Origin of the sequence: Kitasatospora sp. NPDC058046 (assembly GCF_042885595.1) — a bacterium.
Taxonomy (GTDB): Bacteria; Actinomycetota; Actinomycetes; order Streptomycetales; family Streptomycetaceae; genus Kitasatospora.
In genome coordinates, this window is record NZ_JBHVRS010000009.1 from 278,003 (window position 1) to 292,803 (window position 14,801).

Below are 14,801 nucleotides of genomic sequence, written 5' to 3' on the forward strand. Positions count from 1 at the left end.
CGAGCCTAGGGGGCAGCTCTCCCGGGGGAGGCCGGTTCCTTCCCGGGGAGGAGCGACCCACCGTCAACTCCCCTCCGCAGCGGGAGGCCCGCGCGGCCGGGCGGAAGCATGCTGAGTGGCACCGGAACGACCGAACCCGAAGGAGAACCCACCCCATGAACCGCCGCCTCGCCACCGCCGCCGTCTCGCTCCTCCTGCTGACCGCGACGGCCGCCACCGCCGCACCGGCCGCCGTCGCCGCACCGACCACCACCGTCGCACCGGTCCCCGCCGCACAGGCGTCCGCAGCACAGGCGTCCGCCGCGGAACCGGCCGACCCCGCGGGCGGCTTCGGACCGGTGAGCGTGCGCGGCACCGGCAACACCGTCCTCACCACGGCCTTCCAGGGCTTCGAGGGCGACCCGGTGCAGATCTCGGTGGACGCCCGCACTTCCACCAACACCGATCCGCGCGGCACCGCGGGCCACTTCCACGTCCGTCACGTGCACACCGACGGCCGGCTGGTCGCCGACTTCGAGGGCGACATCACCTGCCTGGCCGTCGGCGGCCGGGAGGCGATCGCCACCGGGGTGATCACCAAGAGCGAGGCGCCGTGGTTCCCGGGCCTGGAGCTGACCGGTCAGAAGGTCGCGCTCTCGGTGGAGGACAACGGGCGGCGCGGGGACCGGATGGGCTGGGTCTGGGGCGTGTTCGGCCAGCCGGTCTCGGACTGCCAGGGCACGGTACCGTTCATCCGCACGACCAGTGGTGACTTCTCCGTGCGCGGCTGACACCCGGCCGACCAGGCCTGCCCGGGCCGCTCGGGTCCGACCGGGGCGACGCGCATGGTCGCCCGAGCACCCGCAGACCTGGAGGCCCCGATGCCCCTCGACCATCCGACCACCCCGCCGCGGGCGGGTGCGGGGTTCAACGACCGCACAGGGGACGGCCGTTGAACCCCGCACCCGGCCTTCGGCCGCCGGACTACGCCCGACTCGCCGCCGTCGGGCCGTACTTCGCGCTGGACACCGCACCGGCCGACCGGCCGCCCGAGGGCTTCCGGCCGCTGGCCGAGCTGTACGACACCGGGCCGGACGCGCCGTTGGCGGCGCGGCTGCGGGTGGTGGCGCAGCGGCTCGGCACCGACGAGCCCCGGGTCGCCGCCTCGATCCTGCACCTGGGACTGGCCGCCCGCTTCTGGTCGGTGGGCCTGGGCTCGGCCGTCCTGCTGGGGACGGTCCTGACCCTGGAGCACGCCTGGGTGCGGATCCCGGACCAGGGCCCGCTCGACCTGTGGACCCCGCCGGAGCCCGTCCGGCCGTCCGCCGTTCCGTCCGCCGTTCCGTCCTCCGGGACGGCCGCCGGGCCGACCGCCGGGAAGGCCGCCGGGACGCTCGCCGACCAGCTGCACGAGGCCGTCCTGCTGGGCCAGTTGGAGCCGCTGGCGACGGCCGTACGGGCGGCCGCCCCGCTCTCCCGCCGCCTGCTGCTCGGCAACGCCGCCTCCGCGCTGGCCGGGACGCTGCGGATCCTGGACGCCCATGCGCCGGTCGCCGCACGGGCGTTGGTGGCGGAGTTGCTGGACCGTCCGCCGCTGGCCGGGTCGGGTACCCTGCGCACCGGGCCGCGCGGTACGGCGTTTCGCCGGAACAGCTGCTGCCTCTACTACCGGCTGGGTCCGGGCGCCGGTCTCTGCGGCGACTGCTGCTTCAGCACGCCGCCCGGCCGCGGGAAGCGGAACGACTAATACCTTCACAAATGAAGGTCATATCGGCTTGCCGGCACCGTCCGGTCACCCGTCAGCCGCGCACCACCGTCCAGTCCACCGCCGCCGACGGCACCCCGACCCGCTCGGCCGCCGGGTCCGCGAGCAGCCCGCGCGCCAGCGAACCCACCGGCAGGGCCGGGGTGGTGGCGGCCAGCACCCGCCCCTCGCCGTCGAGCAGCGCGGCCTCGCCGGCCAGCTCCCGCAGCGGCGGCACCAGCAGCCGTTCCAGCGCGGCCAGCGGGACGTCCCCGGCCGCCACCCCGACGAAGCCGGCGCCCGGGACGACCACCGGCCGGGCGCAGCACAGCACGTACCGGTCGGCACAGAGCAGGTCGACCTGCGGCCCGGCCACCACGGCCCGCCCCTCGTCCCGGGGCCGGGCGAACCAGGGCAACACCCGGTAGTCGTAGAACTCGGCGTCCGCCGGGTCGAGCACGAGGCGCAGCCGCCGCTCTCCGGCCCCGCGCGCGCCGCGGTACCACCACTCCGCGTGCAGGTCCGCGTCGGCGAGCGCGCCGGGTGCCACGACCGCTCCGCAGCCGAACCAGCGCGAGCCGGGCCGCGCCAGCAGTTCGCCCACCGCCCCGCGCACCGCGGCGAGTTCGGCGGCCCCGGGCCGGCGGCCCTCGGCGGCCGCCCGGGTCCAGCAGTCGGCCGCGGCCGCCCGCAGGCCGTCCAGTTCGGCGAGCACCTCGTCGACGGCTGCGGCGACCCGTCGGGCGCAGCGCTCGACGGCGGCGGGCCCGCCGCGGGCTCGGGCAACGGGCAGGGCGGGGCTGGACGCGCTGGTCATGACGGCTCCGGCGGCGAGGGAGGGTTCCGGCGGCAACGGGCTTCCGGCAACGGACTTCCGGCGAGGGACGGCTCCGGGAACAACGGGTTCCGGGAGCAACGGGCCCCGGCTCAGCCGTCGTCCGCCAACTCCAGGTGCCGCCGGACCAGATGGTGGACGCAGGCCACCGCGTGCGCCTCGGCCGCGGCCCGGGCGCCGGCCGCGTCGCCGGCCAGCACCGCGACCAGGATCTCCCGGTGCTGCTCGGCGAAGCGCGCCTGGTCCGGCCCGTGCGGGGCGGGCAGCCAGAGCAGCGGCCCGAGTTCGGCCTGGAGCCGGACGGCGAGCTGGGTGAGCCGCACCGACTGGGCGGCGACGGCGAGTTCGATGTGGAAGCGGGCGTCGGCGCGGCACCGCTCGGCGGGCCCGGCGGCGTCGCGCAGGTCGTGCACCAGCCGGGTGAGCCTGGGGCCGAGGTCGGCCGGGGCGCGTTCGGCGGCGAGCCGGGCGGCGGTGCCGAAGACGGCCAGCTCCTCGTCGCCGAGGTCGCGCAGGTCGACGGTGGCGAGGTCGCGCAGCCGGGCGAGCTGGAGGTGTTGGGAGCCCTCGGCGGGGGTGCGGACGAAGCTGCCGCCGTTGCGGCCGCGCCGGGTCTCGATCAGCCCGGCCTCGCGGAGCAGGGCGAGGGCCTCGCGGACGGTGCCGTTGGCGACGCCGAGCTGGTCGGCGAGGTCGTTCTCGCTGGGCAGTTGGTCCCCGTCCGCGACCAGCCCGAGGGCGATCGCCTCGGTGATCCGGCGGGCCACCGCGTCGGCGCGCCCGAGGTCGGCGAGCGGCGCGAGGACGGCGCTGAGCAGCGGGGTCGCACTGCCGATGGTCGTCACACCGCCCCCTCCTCGATCACCGTCGCCGGGTCGCCCGTCGCCGGGTCGCCCGTCGCCGGATCACCCGCCTCCGGATGAGCGTCCCCGAACCGCCGCCTCCGAACCGCCGACTCCGGATCACCGTCCGACCTGATGTTTCCCGCAGGGTACCTCCCGGTCGAGCGCGCACCCTTGCCGCTAGAAACTCAATCTCGTATGTTCTCCCGCAGCCTCGGCCCGAACAGCACCCCGCAGCACTCCCCCACGCATCACGACGACGCGTCACGACGACGCATCACGACGACGCGTCCTGACGACGCATCACGACACGTTCCCAGGAGCAGGTCATGACCGATGCCAGTGCCCGTGCCACCGCCCACTCCCCCGACCCGGACGCCGAACGGCTGGCCGCCCTCGGCTACACCTCCGAGTTCAAGCGCGACATGAGCCTCTGGGCGAACTTCTCGCTCGGCTTCACCTATCTCTCCCCCGTGGTCGGCGTGTACACACTCTTCGCCACCTCGCTCCAGACCGCCGGGCCGCCGATGGTCTGGAGCTTCCTGATCGCGGGCCTCGGCCAGCTGCTGGTGGCCCTGGTGTTCAGCGAGGTGGTCGCCCAGTTCCCGGTGGCCGGCGGGGTGTACCCGTGGGCGCGCCGGCTCTGGGGCCGCACCTGGGGCTGGCTGACCGGCTGGGTCTACCTGCTGGCGCTGATGTCCACCATCGCGGCCGTCTCCTACGGCGCCGGTCCGTACGTGGCCGCCCTCCTGGGCGTCGAGCCGAGCACCGCGACGACCGTCTGGTGCGCGCTCGGCCTGCTGGCGCTCGCCACCGTGATCAACCTCGGCGGCACCCGGGTCCTGTCGGCGGCGGCCATGTTCGGTTTCGCCGCCGAGCTGCTCGGCGCCCTGGCGGTCGGCGCCTGGCTGCTGCTGACGCACCGCTACCACGGCCTCGGCGTGGTCTTCGACCGCTTCGGCGCGGGCGGCGACGGGAACTACGCCGACGCCTTCCTGGCCGCCGGGCTGATCGCGGTCTTCCTGTTCTTCGGCTTCGAGGCCTGCGGCGACGTCGCCGAGGAGGTGGCCGACCCGGGTCGACAGATCCCCAAGTCGATGCGGCGCACCATCTACGTCGGCGGCGCGGCGGCGATCGGGGTCAGCCTGGCCCTGGTGATGTCGATCCAGGACATCGGCGCGGTGGTCTCCGGCGACGACAAGGACCCGGTGGCCAAGGTGCTGCACGACGCCTTCGGCGCGGCCGGCGCCCGGGTGGTGATCGGCGTGGTGTTGATCTCCTTCCTGTCCTGCGTGCTGAGCCTCCAGGCGGCGGCGAGCCGGCTCGCGTACTCCTTCGCCCGGGACCGGATGATCGCGGGCAGCCGGCTGCTGGCCACCGTCTCGGGCCGGCTGCGGGTGCCGCCGTACGCGCTGCTGCTCGCCGCGGCGCTGCCCGGCGTGATCATCGTGGGCGCCTCGGCGCTCTCCGAGGGCGCCCTCACGAAGATCATCTCCTTCTCCAGCATCGGCATCTACCTGGCCTTCCAGATGGTGGTGCTGGCCGCCCTGCGGGCCCGGCTGCGCGGCTGGCGCCCGAGCGGGGACTTCCGGCTCGGCCGCTGGGGCCTGGCGGTGAACATCGGCGCGCTGGTCTACGGCGTCGCCGCGATCGTCAACATCTGCTGGGGCCGCACCCCGGACGCCGCCTGGTACGACAACTACCTGGTGCTGCTCTCGGCGGTGGTCGTGCTCGCGGCCGGCGGCCTCTACCTCCTGCTGGCCCGCCCGCACCTGCGCGGCGACGCCCCCTCGGGCGACGCGACGGCCGGTGGCGCGGCGACCGGCGGCGCGACGGCCGCGGCCGGGGCGGCCAGGGGGCGGTCGTGACCGGGCTCCCGCTGGACGGCGTCCTGGTCGCCGACTTCGGCCGGGTCCTCGCCGCGCCCTACCTGACCATGCTGCTGGCCGACCTCGGCGCCGACGTGATCAAGGTCGAGCAGCCCGGCACCGGCGACGACACCCGCGCCTGGGGCCCGCCGCACGCCCAGGGCGAGGCCACCTACTTCCTCTCCGTCAACCGCAACAAGCGCTCCCTCACCCTCGACCTGCGCGACCCGGCCGACCACGCCCGCGCCGTCGCACTCGTCCGCCGCGCCGACGTGCTGGTGGAGAACTTCCGCCCCGGCACGATGGCCCGCCACGGCCTCGGCCCGGACCGCGCCGAGGCGCTCAACCCGCGGCTGGTCTACTGCTCGATCACCGGCTTCGGCTCCGGCGAGGGCGCCGGACTGCCCGGCTACGACCTGCTGGTGCAGGCCGTCGGCGGACTGATGTCCGTCACCGGCCCGGCCCCCGGCGAGCCGGTGAAGACCGGCGTCGCGCTGGTGGACGTCCTGACCGGACTGCACGCGGCGGTCGGCGTGCTGGCCGCGCTGCGCGAGCGCGAGACCACCGGCCGGGGCCAGCTGGTGGAGCTGAACCTGCTCTCCTCCCTGCTCTCCGGCCTGGTCAACCAGTCCGCCGGCTACACCCTGGCCGGCTCCGTGCCCGGCATCCTCGGCAACCGCCACCCCTCCATCGCCCCGTACGAGGTGTTCACCGCCGCCGACCGCCCGCTGGTCGTCGCGGTCGGCAACGACCGGCAGTTCGCCGCGCTCTGCCGGGGCGTGGGCGCCCCCGAACTGGCCGCCGACCCGCGCTTCGCCACCAACGCCGACCGGGTCGCGCACGTGGGCGCGCTGGCCCGCGAGCTCACCGCCCGGCTCGAACGCCGCACCGCCGCCGAGTGGTTCGCCGTGCTCACCCCGCTCGGCGTGCCCTGCGGACCGGTCAACGACCTGGCCGGGGCCTTCGCCCTCGCCGACTCGCTCGGCCTGCACCCGCGGGCGCCGCTGCCCGGCCCGGACGGCCGCCCACTGGAGCTGGTCGCCAACCCGATCGGCCTCTCCCGCACCCCGCCCCGCTACCACCTGCCCCCGCCCCGGCTCGGCGAGCACACCGCCGAGCTCACCGCCTGGCTGGACGCCCCGCACGACCAGGACGCCCCGACCTACCCGACCGACCCGTACGACAGGGACCCCGAGGACCGCCCATGAGCACCCCGCACCGCACCCGCACGCCAGGGTGACCCCGACGGGCACCGGCGAGATCCACACCCTGGTGGCCGGCCAGGCCCTCACCGGGCAGGCGGCATACCGCTAGGGACGTACGGGGGGACGCCGAGGCCCGCGTCCGGCTTGTCCAGGGCCGGGCGCGGGCCGCCGATCCCCACCCGGTGCCGATGCCCGCGGCACCCGGTGAAGCCTTCCGAGGGGCGCGGTCAGACCGCGACCGCCTCCTCCATCTCCTCCTCGGCCTCCGCCGGCGTCTCGACCGGACGGCGCCCGCGGCCCTCGTACATCGCCGCGGCCACCAGCGCCGCCCCGCCGAGCAGCAGCCAGGCCAGCAGGGTCACGACGTGCCCGCCGAGGCCCGCGCCGCCGTCGAAGTACATGATGCTGCGCGCGCCCTCTAGGAAGCCGGCGCCGGTCCAGAAGCCGTGCAGGCCGCCGAAGAACCCGTTCTGCAGCTCGGGCCGGTAGATGCCGCCGGAGGAGGTGAAGTTCAGCATCACGAACAGCACCATCAGGGCCAGCGTGGTCCACTTCTTCAGGAAGCTGTGCAGGCCGATGCCGATCAGCACGATGCCCGCCGAGTAGAGCCAGCCCAGCGCCCAGATCGCCGCGTAGTCGTGGTCGACCACGTGGAAGACCGGCCCGGCGGTGACGATGCCGATCACGCTGACCGCCAGCGAGACCGCCACCCCGACCAGCGCCCGGACCGCCATGCTCAGCCCCGCGCCGGCGGCGCCGATCACCGCGACGCTGGCGTAGGAGCCGATGCTCAGTGCGACCAGCAGGAAGAACAGGCCCTGTCCGGTCGGGTCGCCCGCGGCCGGGGTGGTCAGGTCGGTGACGTGCAGCGGCACGCCCTGCCGGTCGGTGACGTTGGTGAACACCGCCGTGGCGGCCACCACCGAGGTGTCCGAGTTCCCCTTGGCGACGATCAGCTCGGGGCTCTTGGCGTCCGGCACGAAGGCGCCCACCAGGTCCCGGTCGCGCAGCTGCTGCTCGGCGGCGGCCCGGTCGTCCACGGTGCGGACGTCGAGCGCGTTCCCGGCCTTGCCCTGGATGGCCTGCGCCAGGCCCTGCGCCTGCGGTGTGGTGCCGACCACCGCCACCTTGAGGTGGTGGGGCTCGGGCTGGTGGAAGGCGCCCTGGTAGGCGAGCGCCATGCCCAGGCACATCAGCAGCGGGGTGATCAGGTGGATGGCCAGGTGCTTGAGCGAGTGCCCCAGGGTGGGCGCTGCGGCGGGGTTCCGGGGTGTGCTCATGGCGTTCGTACCGTCCTCCGGTGGCGTGTCTGTCAGCTTGATCATGAAGGTGGCAAATGCAACCAATGAGGGTGGTAAATGCAACCATCTATCGATGTAGCTTACAACTATCCGACACCGATCGGAAGCCGGGCCCCGAACAGGACCCGGCTACCGCACCACGCTCGGCCCGGCTACCGCAGCCGCATTCGGCCCGACCGCCCCGCCCGCGCTCAGCCCAGCTCGAACACCCCGTACGAGAACCCGTCCGCCCGCAGCTCCCCGTCCGCGACCCGCACGCCCTGCACCTCCAGCGGCCGGACGCCCGGCGCCGACGGGACGCCCTCCGGCAGGCCCGGCAGCCGGACGGACGCCGGCTCCCGGCGCGGATTGACCGCCACCAGGTACCGCCCGGCCCGGGTGTACACCAGCGGGTAGCCGGTGTGCCGGACCTCCACCCCGCCGGCCGCGCCCAGCCCCGGGTGCGCCCGGCGCAGCGCGATCAGCCGCCGGACGGTGTGCAGCAGCGAGGTCGGGTCGGCACGCTGGGAGAGCACGTCCGGGCGGTGCGGGTCCGGGTCCACCGGCAGGTACAGCCGCTCGGGCGGGGCGCTGGAGAAGCCGGCGGTGGGGCCGGGCGTCCACTGCATCGGGGTGCGCGAGCCAGCCCGGTTGAACCGCGGCCCGAGGACGCTGCCCTCGGTGTCGGGCAGGCCCGGCAGGTAGCGCATGCCGATCTCGTCGCCGTAGTAGACCGCCGGGAGGGTGGGCCAGGTGAGCAGGAAGGCGAAGGCCGGGGCGAGCTGCTCCGCGGTGCGCGGACCGGTGGCCAGCCGGGAGAAGTCGTGGTTGGCGGTGGGCAGCACGATCTGCCCGCCGCCCTCGGTGAGTTCGGCGGCGGAGCGCCAGGCATCCAGGAAGGGCTGCGGGGTGCCCCGGCCCTCGGCCTCGAAGTAGCAGGCCTCCTGGTGCCAGAACTCCTCGACCGTCCCGCCGTTGTTGTTCCAGAGCGAGCGCAGCGGCAGGCCGTGGTCCGCGCCGCCGAAGTGCAGGAAGAAGTCGGCGTGGAAGCCGGCCGTGACGGCGGCGGCCGGGTCGCCCCACTCGGCGAGCAGGACGGCCTCGGGGTGGGCGCGGTCCAGCCAGTCGCGCAGCTCGGTCCAGAGCTTGGCGGTCTCCACCTTGCCCGGGTCGTCCTTGACCAGCGAGTAGGCCATGTCCACCCGGAAGCCGGACACCCCGAGGCCGAGCCAGTGCGCCATGATCGCGCGCAGCGCCGCCCGGTTGGCGCGCGGGCCGTCCGCGTCCACCGCCTGCCGCCAGGGCTCCTCGGAACTGCCGCGCGCGTAGCCGAAGTTGAGCGCTGGCTGACAGTCGAAGAAGTTCGGCAGGTACCAGCCGGGGCGGCTGCCGGGCGAGGCGACGAAGCCGTCCACCGGGTGGTCGGACCAGATGTACCGGTGGTCGGACGGGTCCTCGGCGGAGGCCAGGAACCAGGGGTGGCGGTCGGAGGTGTGCCCGGCCACCAGGTCCAGCAGAACCCGGATGCCCTTGCCCCGGGCGGCCTCCACCAGGGCGGCCAGGTCCTCGGTGCTGCCGTAGCGCGGGGCCGGGGTGAGGTAGTCGGCGACGTCGTACCCGGCGTCGCGGAACGGCGAGGCGAAGCAGGGGTTGAGCCAGACGGTGTCGACGCCGAGCCAGGCGAGGTGGTCCAGGTGCTCGGCGATGCCGGCGAAGTCGCCGATGCCGTCGCCGTCGGAGTCGGCGAAGCTCTGGGGGTAGATCTGGTACAGCACGGCGTCGGCGAGCCAGTCGGGGCCGGGGCGGGTCGAGGTCATGGGCGGTTCCTCCTGCCGGGTCCGGGGCCCGGGGCTGGCCGGGCGGGGAGGGGGCTGGGCCGGGACGGGCTCGGCCGGGGCCGAGCCGGGTGTCCCCGATTCTCGTCCAATCCCGGCCGTCCCGACAGCCCGCCTCGCCACGCCGCGAGCGCCGACGACCCGCTACGCCCCCGCCGCGAACACCGGTGGCCCGCTACGCCCCCGCCGCCCCGGCGCAGGCCGCCGTGAACGCCCGGGCCCGCCGGGTGATCTCCGCCCAGTCCCCCGCCGCGACCACGTCCGGCGGCACCACGTCCGTCCCCGCGCAGACCGCGAGCGCGCCGTGCGCCAGGAACTCGGCGGCGTTGCCCGCGTTCACCCCGCCGGAGGCCACCAGCGGCACGTCGGGGTACGGGCCGCGCAGGTCCTTGAAGTAGCCGGGGCCGAACGCCCGGGCCGGGAAGATCTTGACGGCGGCGGCCCCGAGGTCCACCGCGTGCGCCACCTCGGTCGGGGTGAGCGCCCCGAGTACCACCGGCACCCCGGCGACGGCCGCCGCCTCGGCGACCTCGGGGCGGCAACCGGGGGTGACCAGGAAGGACGCCCCCGCCTCGACCCCGCGCCGCGCCTGCTCGGCGGTCAGCACCGTTCCGACGCCGACCCGCCAGCCGGCCTTCGAGGCCCGGAACAGATGGTCCGTCACATCCGGTGTGGTGTAGGTGAATTCGGTCAGGTTGATGCCGCCCTCGGCGAGGGCGGCGCAGAGCGCGGCGGCGTCCGGGATCCGGGGTGCGCGGACCACCGCGATCACCGGTTCGTCGCGCAGGACGGAAAGCCCGGTCGGAACGGAGGGGTCGGAGGAGGGGTCGGTCGGGGCGGACGGCTCGGTCATATGGCCAGGGTTCCTCGGTCGGTTCGGCGCAGGGCACGCCCGGGTCGGGCGCCGGTGGTGCGGCCCTCCCGGACGACGGCGCTGCCGTTGACGTACACGTACTCGATGCCCTCGGCGGGCAGCCGGGGGTCCTCGAAGGTGGCGGCGTCCCGGACCTTCCCGGGGTCGAGGAGCACCAGGTCGGCGTGGTGGCCGGGGGCGATCCGGCCCCGCCGGTCCAGTCCCAGCCGGGCGGCGGGGCGGCCGGTCATCCGGGCGATCGTCTCCTCCAGCGTGAGAACTCCCAACTCCCGGCTGTAGTGGCCGAGGTAGCGCGGGAAGGTGCCCCAGGCGCGCGGGTGCGGCCGGGCGCCGACCAGCAGTCCGTCGCTGCCGACGGTGTGCGCGCGGTGGCGCATGATCGCCCGGACGTTCTCCTCGTGCCCGACGTGCTGGAGGATGGTGGTGGCCAGCCCGTCCCGGCGCAGCAGGTCCAGGAAGACCTCGGTGCCGGTCCGCCGCTCCTCGACGGCCAGTTCGGCGACGGTGCGGCCGACCGTCCCGGCGAGCGGGGCCGAGCCGACGCCGGAGATCTGGATCGTCGCCCAGTCGGTGACCACGCCGTGGCAGCCGTCGCTGCCCTTCTCCTCCACCTCGTACCGGATCCTCGCGCACTGCGCGGGGTCGTCGAGCCGCGCCAGCGTCGCGGCCGGGCCGCCCTCGGTGGCCCAACTCGGCAGCAGGGCGGCCAGGGTGGTGGAGCCGGGCAGGTAGGGGTAGCTGTCCAGGGTGAGGTCGACGCCGTCGGCGAGCGCCCGGTCGAGGAGCTCCAGCAGCTCGCCGGCCCGGCCCCGGTTGACCCCGAAGTTCATCGTGGCGTGGGTCAGGTGCAGCGCGCAGCCGCTCCGCCGGGCGATCTCCACCATCTCCGCGTAGCCCTCCAACGCCCCTTCACCGTACGAGCGTTGGTGCGGGGCATGGAAGCCGCCGTAGGCCGCGACGACGGTGCACAGCTCGACCAGCTCGGCGGTGTCCGCGTACATCCCGGGGGTGTAGCTGAGGCCGCTGGACATGCCGACCGCGCCGTCCAGCAGGCTCTTCGCCAGCACCTGCCGCATCCGGTCGAGTTCGCCGGGGGTGGGCGGACGGTTGGCCCAGCCCATGACGAGCATCCGCAGCGTGCCGTGCGGGACGAGGTAGCAGGCGTTGACGGCGACGCCGCTGCGGTCGATCCGGTCGAGGTAGCCGGCGACGTCCCGCCAGTCCCAGTCGAAGCCGTCCGGATCGCCGTTCCAGCCCGCGAGTTGGCGGCGCAGCGCGGGCAGCGTGGTGTCGTCCACCGGGGCGTAGGACAGGCCGTCCTGGCCGAGGACCTCGCAGGTGACGCCCTGGGTGACCTTGGCCGGGTGCTCGGGTTCGCGCAGCAGGGCGAGGTCGGAGTGGGCGTGCATGTCGATGAAGCCGGGGGCCAGCACCAGCCCGTCGGCGTCCACCACCTCGGCCGCGCCGACGCCCTTGCCGATCCCGCCGGTCCCGCCGCCCTCACCGGACTCGGCGATCTCCGCGATCTCGACGATCAGGCCGTCGGCGATGCGGACGTCCGCCCGGTAGCGCTCCGCGCCGGTGCCGTCCACCACGGTGGCGCCCCGGAAGACCGTCGCGCCCCCGCGGGCCGCTCTCTCCCCGGGCATCAGAAGAACGTCCTGACCAGGCCGGTGACCTTCGGCTCGGCCGCGTCCGCGGAGTCCAGCACCGGGATCGCCGTCCACTTGTCGAAGGCGGTGCAGGGGTGCGAGACGCCCAGCCGCAGCACGGCGCCGATCGGCGCGAGGTCGCCCGCGTCGCGCAGGAAGGCGTGCTGGTCGTTGAGTGCCGTGATCCGGGCCGCCGTACCGGTCAACTCGGCGCCGCCGCGCACCCGTTGCGGCTCCGGCAGGCCCTCGTCGAAGGGCAGGTCGCGCTTGCCGGCGTCCAGCAGCGCGAGCTGCGGCTCGGGCCGGGAGACGACCCGGGCCCAGCCGTGCAGCGCGCCGCGGAACGGCGTCCGCCCGCCGTCCCGGGCCAGCGGCGAGATGCCCCGGTAGAAGCCGTCGTCGTGGGCGATGTACGCGCCCGAGCGCAGCACCGTGAACGACTCCGGCAGGTTCGCCAACTCCTCGACCACCAGGTCGAAGTAGGCGCTGCCGCCGGCCGAGACCACCGGCGGGGTGCCGTCCGGATAGGCGCTCGCCAGCCGGCCGTGCAGTTCGCCGAGCTCCCGCAGGTAGCCGCGGACGGCGGCCAGTCCCTCGGTCGAGGCGTCGTGCGCGATCGCGCCCTCGTAGCCGCCGATGCCCGCCAGCCGCAGGGTGGGGGCGCGCAGCACCGCGGCGGCGACCTCGACGGCGGCGTCCGCACCGCGGGCGCCGGTCCGCCCGCCGGGGCCGCCGAGCTCGACCAGCACCTCGACCGGCCGTTCGGCCCCGGCGGCGCGCAGCGCCTCGTCCATCAGCCGCACGCTCTCGACGGAGTCGACCCAGGAGAGGAAGGCGAAGTCCGGGTCGGCGGCGAGTTCGTCGGCGAGCCAGGCCAGTCCGGCCGGGTCGAGCAGGGCGTTGGCGAGCAGGATGCGCTGGACCCCGAAGGCCCGGGCGATCCGCACCTGCGGCAGGTTGGCGAGGGTGATGCCGTGGCTTCCGGCGTCGAGCTGCGCCTGCCAGAGGGCGGGCGCCATGGTGGTCTTGCCGTGCGGGGCGAGCGCGACGCCCGCCTTGGCGCACCAGTCGGCCATGGTGCGGACGTTGTGGTCGAGGGCGGCGCCGTCGAGGGTGAGCAGCGGGGTGCCGAGCGAGGAGAGGGTGGGGCCGGTGGCGAGCCACTCCCGCGTGCTGCGGCCCCACGACTGCGGCGGAGCGGCTTTGAACCGCCAGTCGAGCGGTTCGTCGGCCAGGGCCGCCACCGCTCCCCGGGCGATCCCCGGCCCGGTACCGCTGCTTGCGAAGGTCTGCTCCACCGTGTTCCTCCATCCGCACAGGTTGCAACATGCGCAACGAGGGTTGCACATGCTGGCAACACGGTTCTAGCATCGGCGCCGGATCACGGTCAACGGACCGGGCTCCCGGTCGACGGGGTCGGCTCACGTGCGGTGCTCGCGGAGAACGCGGTGCTCACGGACGAACGCGGCGTTCACGCGCCACGGAGTCGGCCCGGTGGGCCCGCTCTCGACGGAACGGCCGCAGACGAGGAGCCCCGCACATGCCGCGACAGGACACCCAGGGCCCGACCCGCCCCGGCGCTCCCCCGACGGCCGTGTGCGTGGGCGAGTCGATGGCCGTCCTGCTGCCGGACCGCCCGGGCCCGCTGGAGTCGGTGGAGAACTTCCGGCTCTCGGTCGGCGGCGCGGAGTCCAACGTGGCGGGCGCGCTGGCCGCGCACGGCGTGCCGACCGCCTGGATCAGCCGGGTCGGCGACGACGGCTTCGGCCGCCGGCTGCTCGCCGAGGTCGCCGCCCGCGGCGTGGACGTCTCGGCGGTCGCGGTCGACCCGCACCGCCCGACCGGCCTCTACCTGAAGGAGGTCGGCGGCACCACCGGCGACCGCCACGACCTCGGCCCCGGCCGCAGCCGGCTGCACTACCACCGGCGCGGCTCCGCGGCCGCCGCACTCTCGCCCGGCCTGCTCGCCGACCCGGCCGCCGCCGCGCTGCTGGCCGGCGCCCGGCTGCTGCACCTGTCCGGCATCACCGCCGCGCTCTCCGACGACTGCCTGGCCCTACTGCGCGCCCTGCTCGCCGACCGCCGTCCGGGCCGCCTGGTCAGCTTCGACCTCAACTGGCGCCCCTCGCTCTGGCTCGACCGCGACCCGGCCGTCCTGCCGCCGCTGCTGGACGCCGCCGACCTGCTGCTGCTCGGCGCCGACGAGGCCGAGGCCGCCTTCGGCACCGGCGACCCGGCCGAGCTCCGCCGCCGCTTCCCCGCCCCGGCCACCGTCGTGGTCAAGGACGCGGCCCGGCAGGTCACCGCCCTGGAGCAGGACGGTACGGCGGTCACCGAGCCGGCCCTCGCGGTCGAGGTGGTCGAGGCCACCGGCGCCGGCGACGCCTTCGCGGCCGGCTACCTGGCCGGCACCGTCCGGGGCTTGGACCAGCGGCGCCGACTGCGGCTCGGCCACCTGAGCGCCGCCTGCGCGCTGACCGCCCCCGGCGACCAGGCCGAGCTGCCGGACGCCGCCGTGGTGGCCGCCCTGCTCGACGCCTCCCCCGCCCAGTGGGCCGCCACCCGGGTCACCCCGGAGGGCATCACCGGCCCGTCCCTGCCCGCCGGCGTCGCACGCCCGACCGACCGGACGCCGTGCGCCGACCGGTCGTCGTCGGCCGACCGGGCCCGGGCACAATGAGCGGGAA

Annotated in this window: 12 protein-coding genes; 5 read left to right on the top strand and 7 right to left on the bottom strand. The window is 75.4% G+C overall.

Annotation, left to right across the window (positions count from 1 at the left end; genetic code table 11):
* Positions 1 to 155: 155 nt before the first annotated feature.
* A complete protein-coding gene (locus ACFVU7_RS20780; RefSeq protein WP_375875388.1) occupies positions 156 to 770 on the top strand; it encodes a hypothetical protein in 615 nt (204 codons plus the stop codon).
* A 161-nt stretch (positions 771 to 931) separates the two neighbouring features.
* Complete coding sequence (locus ACFVU7_RS20785) at positions 932 to 1,726, top strand: (2Fe-2S)-binding protein (protein ID WP_388046369.1); 795 nt, start codon at positions 932 to 934, stop codon at positions 1,724 to 1,726.
* Between the two features lie 52 nt (positions 1,727 to 1,778).
* Here the strand turns inward: ACFVU7_RS20785 and ACFVU7_RS20790 are convergent, their stop codons facing one another.
* Positions 1,779 to 2,540, bottom strand: coding sequence for a cache domain-containing protein (locus ACFVU7_RS20790; RefSeq protein ID WP_388046371.1), 762 nt, complete (start codon positions 2,538 to 2,540; stop codon positions 1,779 to 1,781).
* Positions 2,541 to 2,650: 110 nt separating this feature from the next.
* The gene (locus tag ACFVU7_RS20795; protein ID WP_388046373.1) at positions 2,651 to 3,403 is read right to left on the bottom strand and encodes a FadR/GntR family transcriptional regulator; all 753 of its coding nucleotides are present in this window, start codon (positions 3,401 to 3,403) and stop codon (positions 2,651 to 2,653) included.
* A 326-nt stretch (positions 3,404 to 3,729) separates the two neighbouring features.
* On the opposite strand from ACFVU7_RS20795, the gene ACFVU7_RS20800 reads away from it, so the two are divergent.
* On the top strand, positions 3,730 to 5,268 hold the full coding sequence (locus ACFVU7_RS20800) for an APC family permease (RefSeq protein ID WP_049654537.1): 1,539 nt from the start codon (positions 3,730 to 3,732) through the stop codon (positions 5,266 to 5,268).
* A 68-nt stretch (positions 5,269 to 5,336) separates the two neighbouring features.
* Positions 5,337 to 6,476, top strand: a complete 1,140-nt coding sequence (locus tag ACFVU7_RS20805; RefSeq protein WP_388046409.1) for a CaiB/BaiF CoA transferase family protein — start codon at positions 5,337 to 5,339, stop codon at positions 6,474 to 6,476.
* Positions 6,477 to 6,700: 224 nt separating this feature from the next.
* On the opposite strand, the gene ACFVU7_RS20810 is transcribed toward ACFVU7_RS20805, so the two are convergent.
* The 5 genes from ACFVU7_RS20810 to ACFVU7_RS20830 all read right to left on the bottom strand — a co-directional run bounded on the left by ACFVU7_RS20810 (position 6,701) and on the right by ACFVU7_RS20830 (position 13,412).
* Complete coding sequence (locus ACFVU7_RS20810) at positions 6,701 to 7,753, bottom strand: hypothetical protein (protein WP_387976182.1); 1,053 nt, start codon at positions 7,751 to 7,753, stop codon at positions 6,701 to 6,703.
* Between the two features lie 212 nt (positions 7,754 to 7,965).
* Positions 7,966 to 9,570: an alpha-amylase family glycosyl hydrolase gene (locus tag ACFVU7_RS20815; protein WP_388046375.1), complete on the bottom strand. Its 1,605-nt coding sequence runs from the start codon at positions 9,568 to 9,570 to the stop codon at positions 7,966 to 7,968.
* A gap of 193 nt (positions 9,571 to 9,763) precedes the next feature.
* Positions 9,764 to 10,441, bottom strand: coding sequence for a bifunctional 4-hydroxy-2-oxoglutarate aldolase/2-dehydro-3-deoxy-phosphogluconate aldolase (locus ACFVU7_RS20820; protein WP_388046377.1), 678 nt, complete (start codon positions 10,439 to 10,441; stop codon positions 9,764 to 9,766).
* Positions 10,438 to 12,111, bottom strand: coding sequence for an amidohydrolase family protein (locus tag ACFVU7_RS20825; RefSeq protein ID WP_388046379.1), 1,674 nt, complete (start codon positions 12,109 to 12,111; stop codon positions 10,438 to 10,440). The genes ACFVU7_RS20820 and ACFVU7_RS20825 overlap by 4 nt, the downstream gene beginning before the upstream one ends.
* The gene (locus ACFVU7_RS20830) at positions 12,111 to 13,412 is read right to left on the bottom strand and encodes an alanine racemase (protein WP_241853052.1); all 1,302 of its coding nucleotides are present in this window, start codon (positions 13,410 to 13,412) and stop codon (positions 12,111 to 12,113) included. The genes ACFVU7_RS20825 and ACFVU7_RS20830 overlap by 1 nt, the downstream gene beginning before the upstream one ends.
* Before the next feature lie 242 nt (positions 13,413 to 13,654).
* Here ACFVU7_RS20830 and ACFVU7_RS20835 point away from each other — a divergent pair, with 242 nt between their 5' ends.
* On the top strand, positions 13,655 to 14,794 hold the full coding sequence (locus tag ACFVU7_RS20835) for a sugar kinase (RefSeq protein ID WP_388046381.1): 1,140 nt from the start codon (positions 13,655 to 13,657) through the stop codon (positions 14,792 to 14,794).
* Positions 14,795 to 14,801 lie beyond the last annotated feature (7 nt).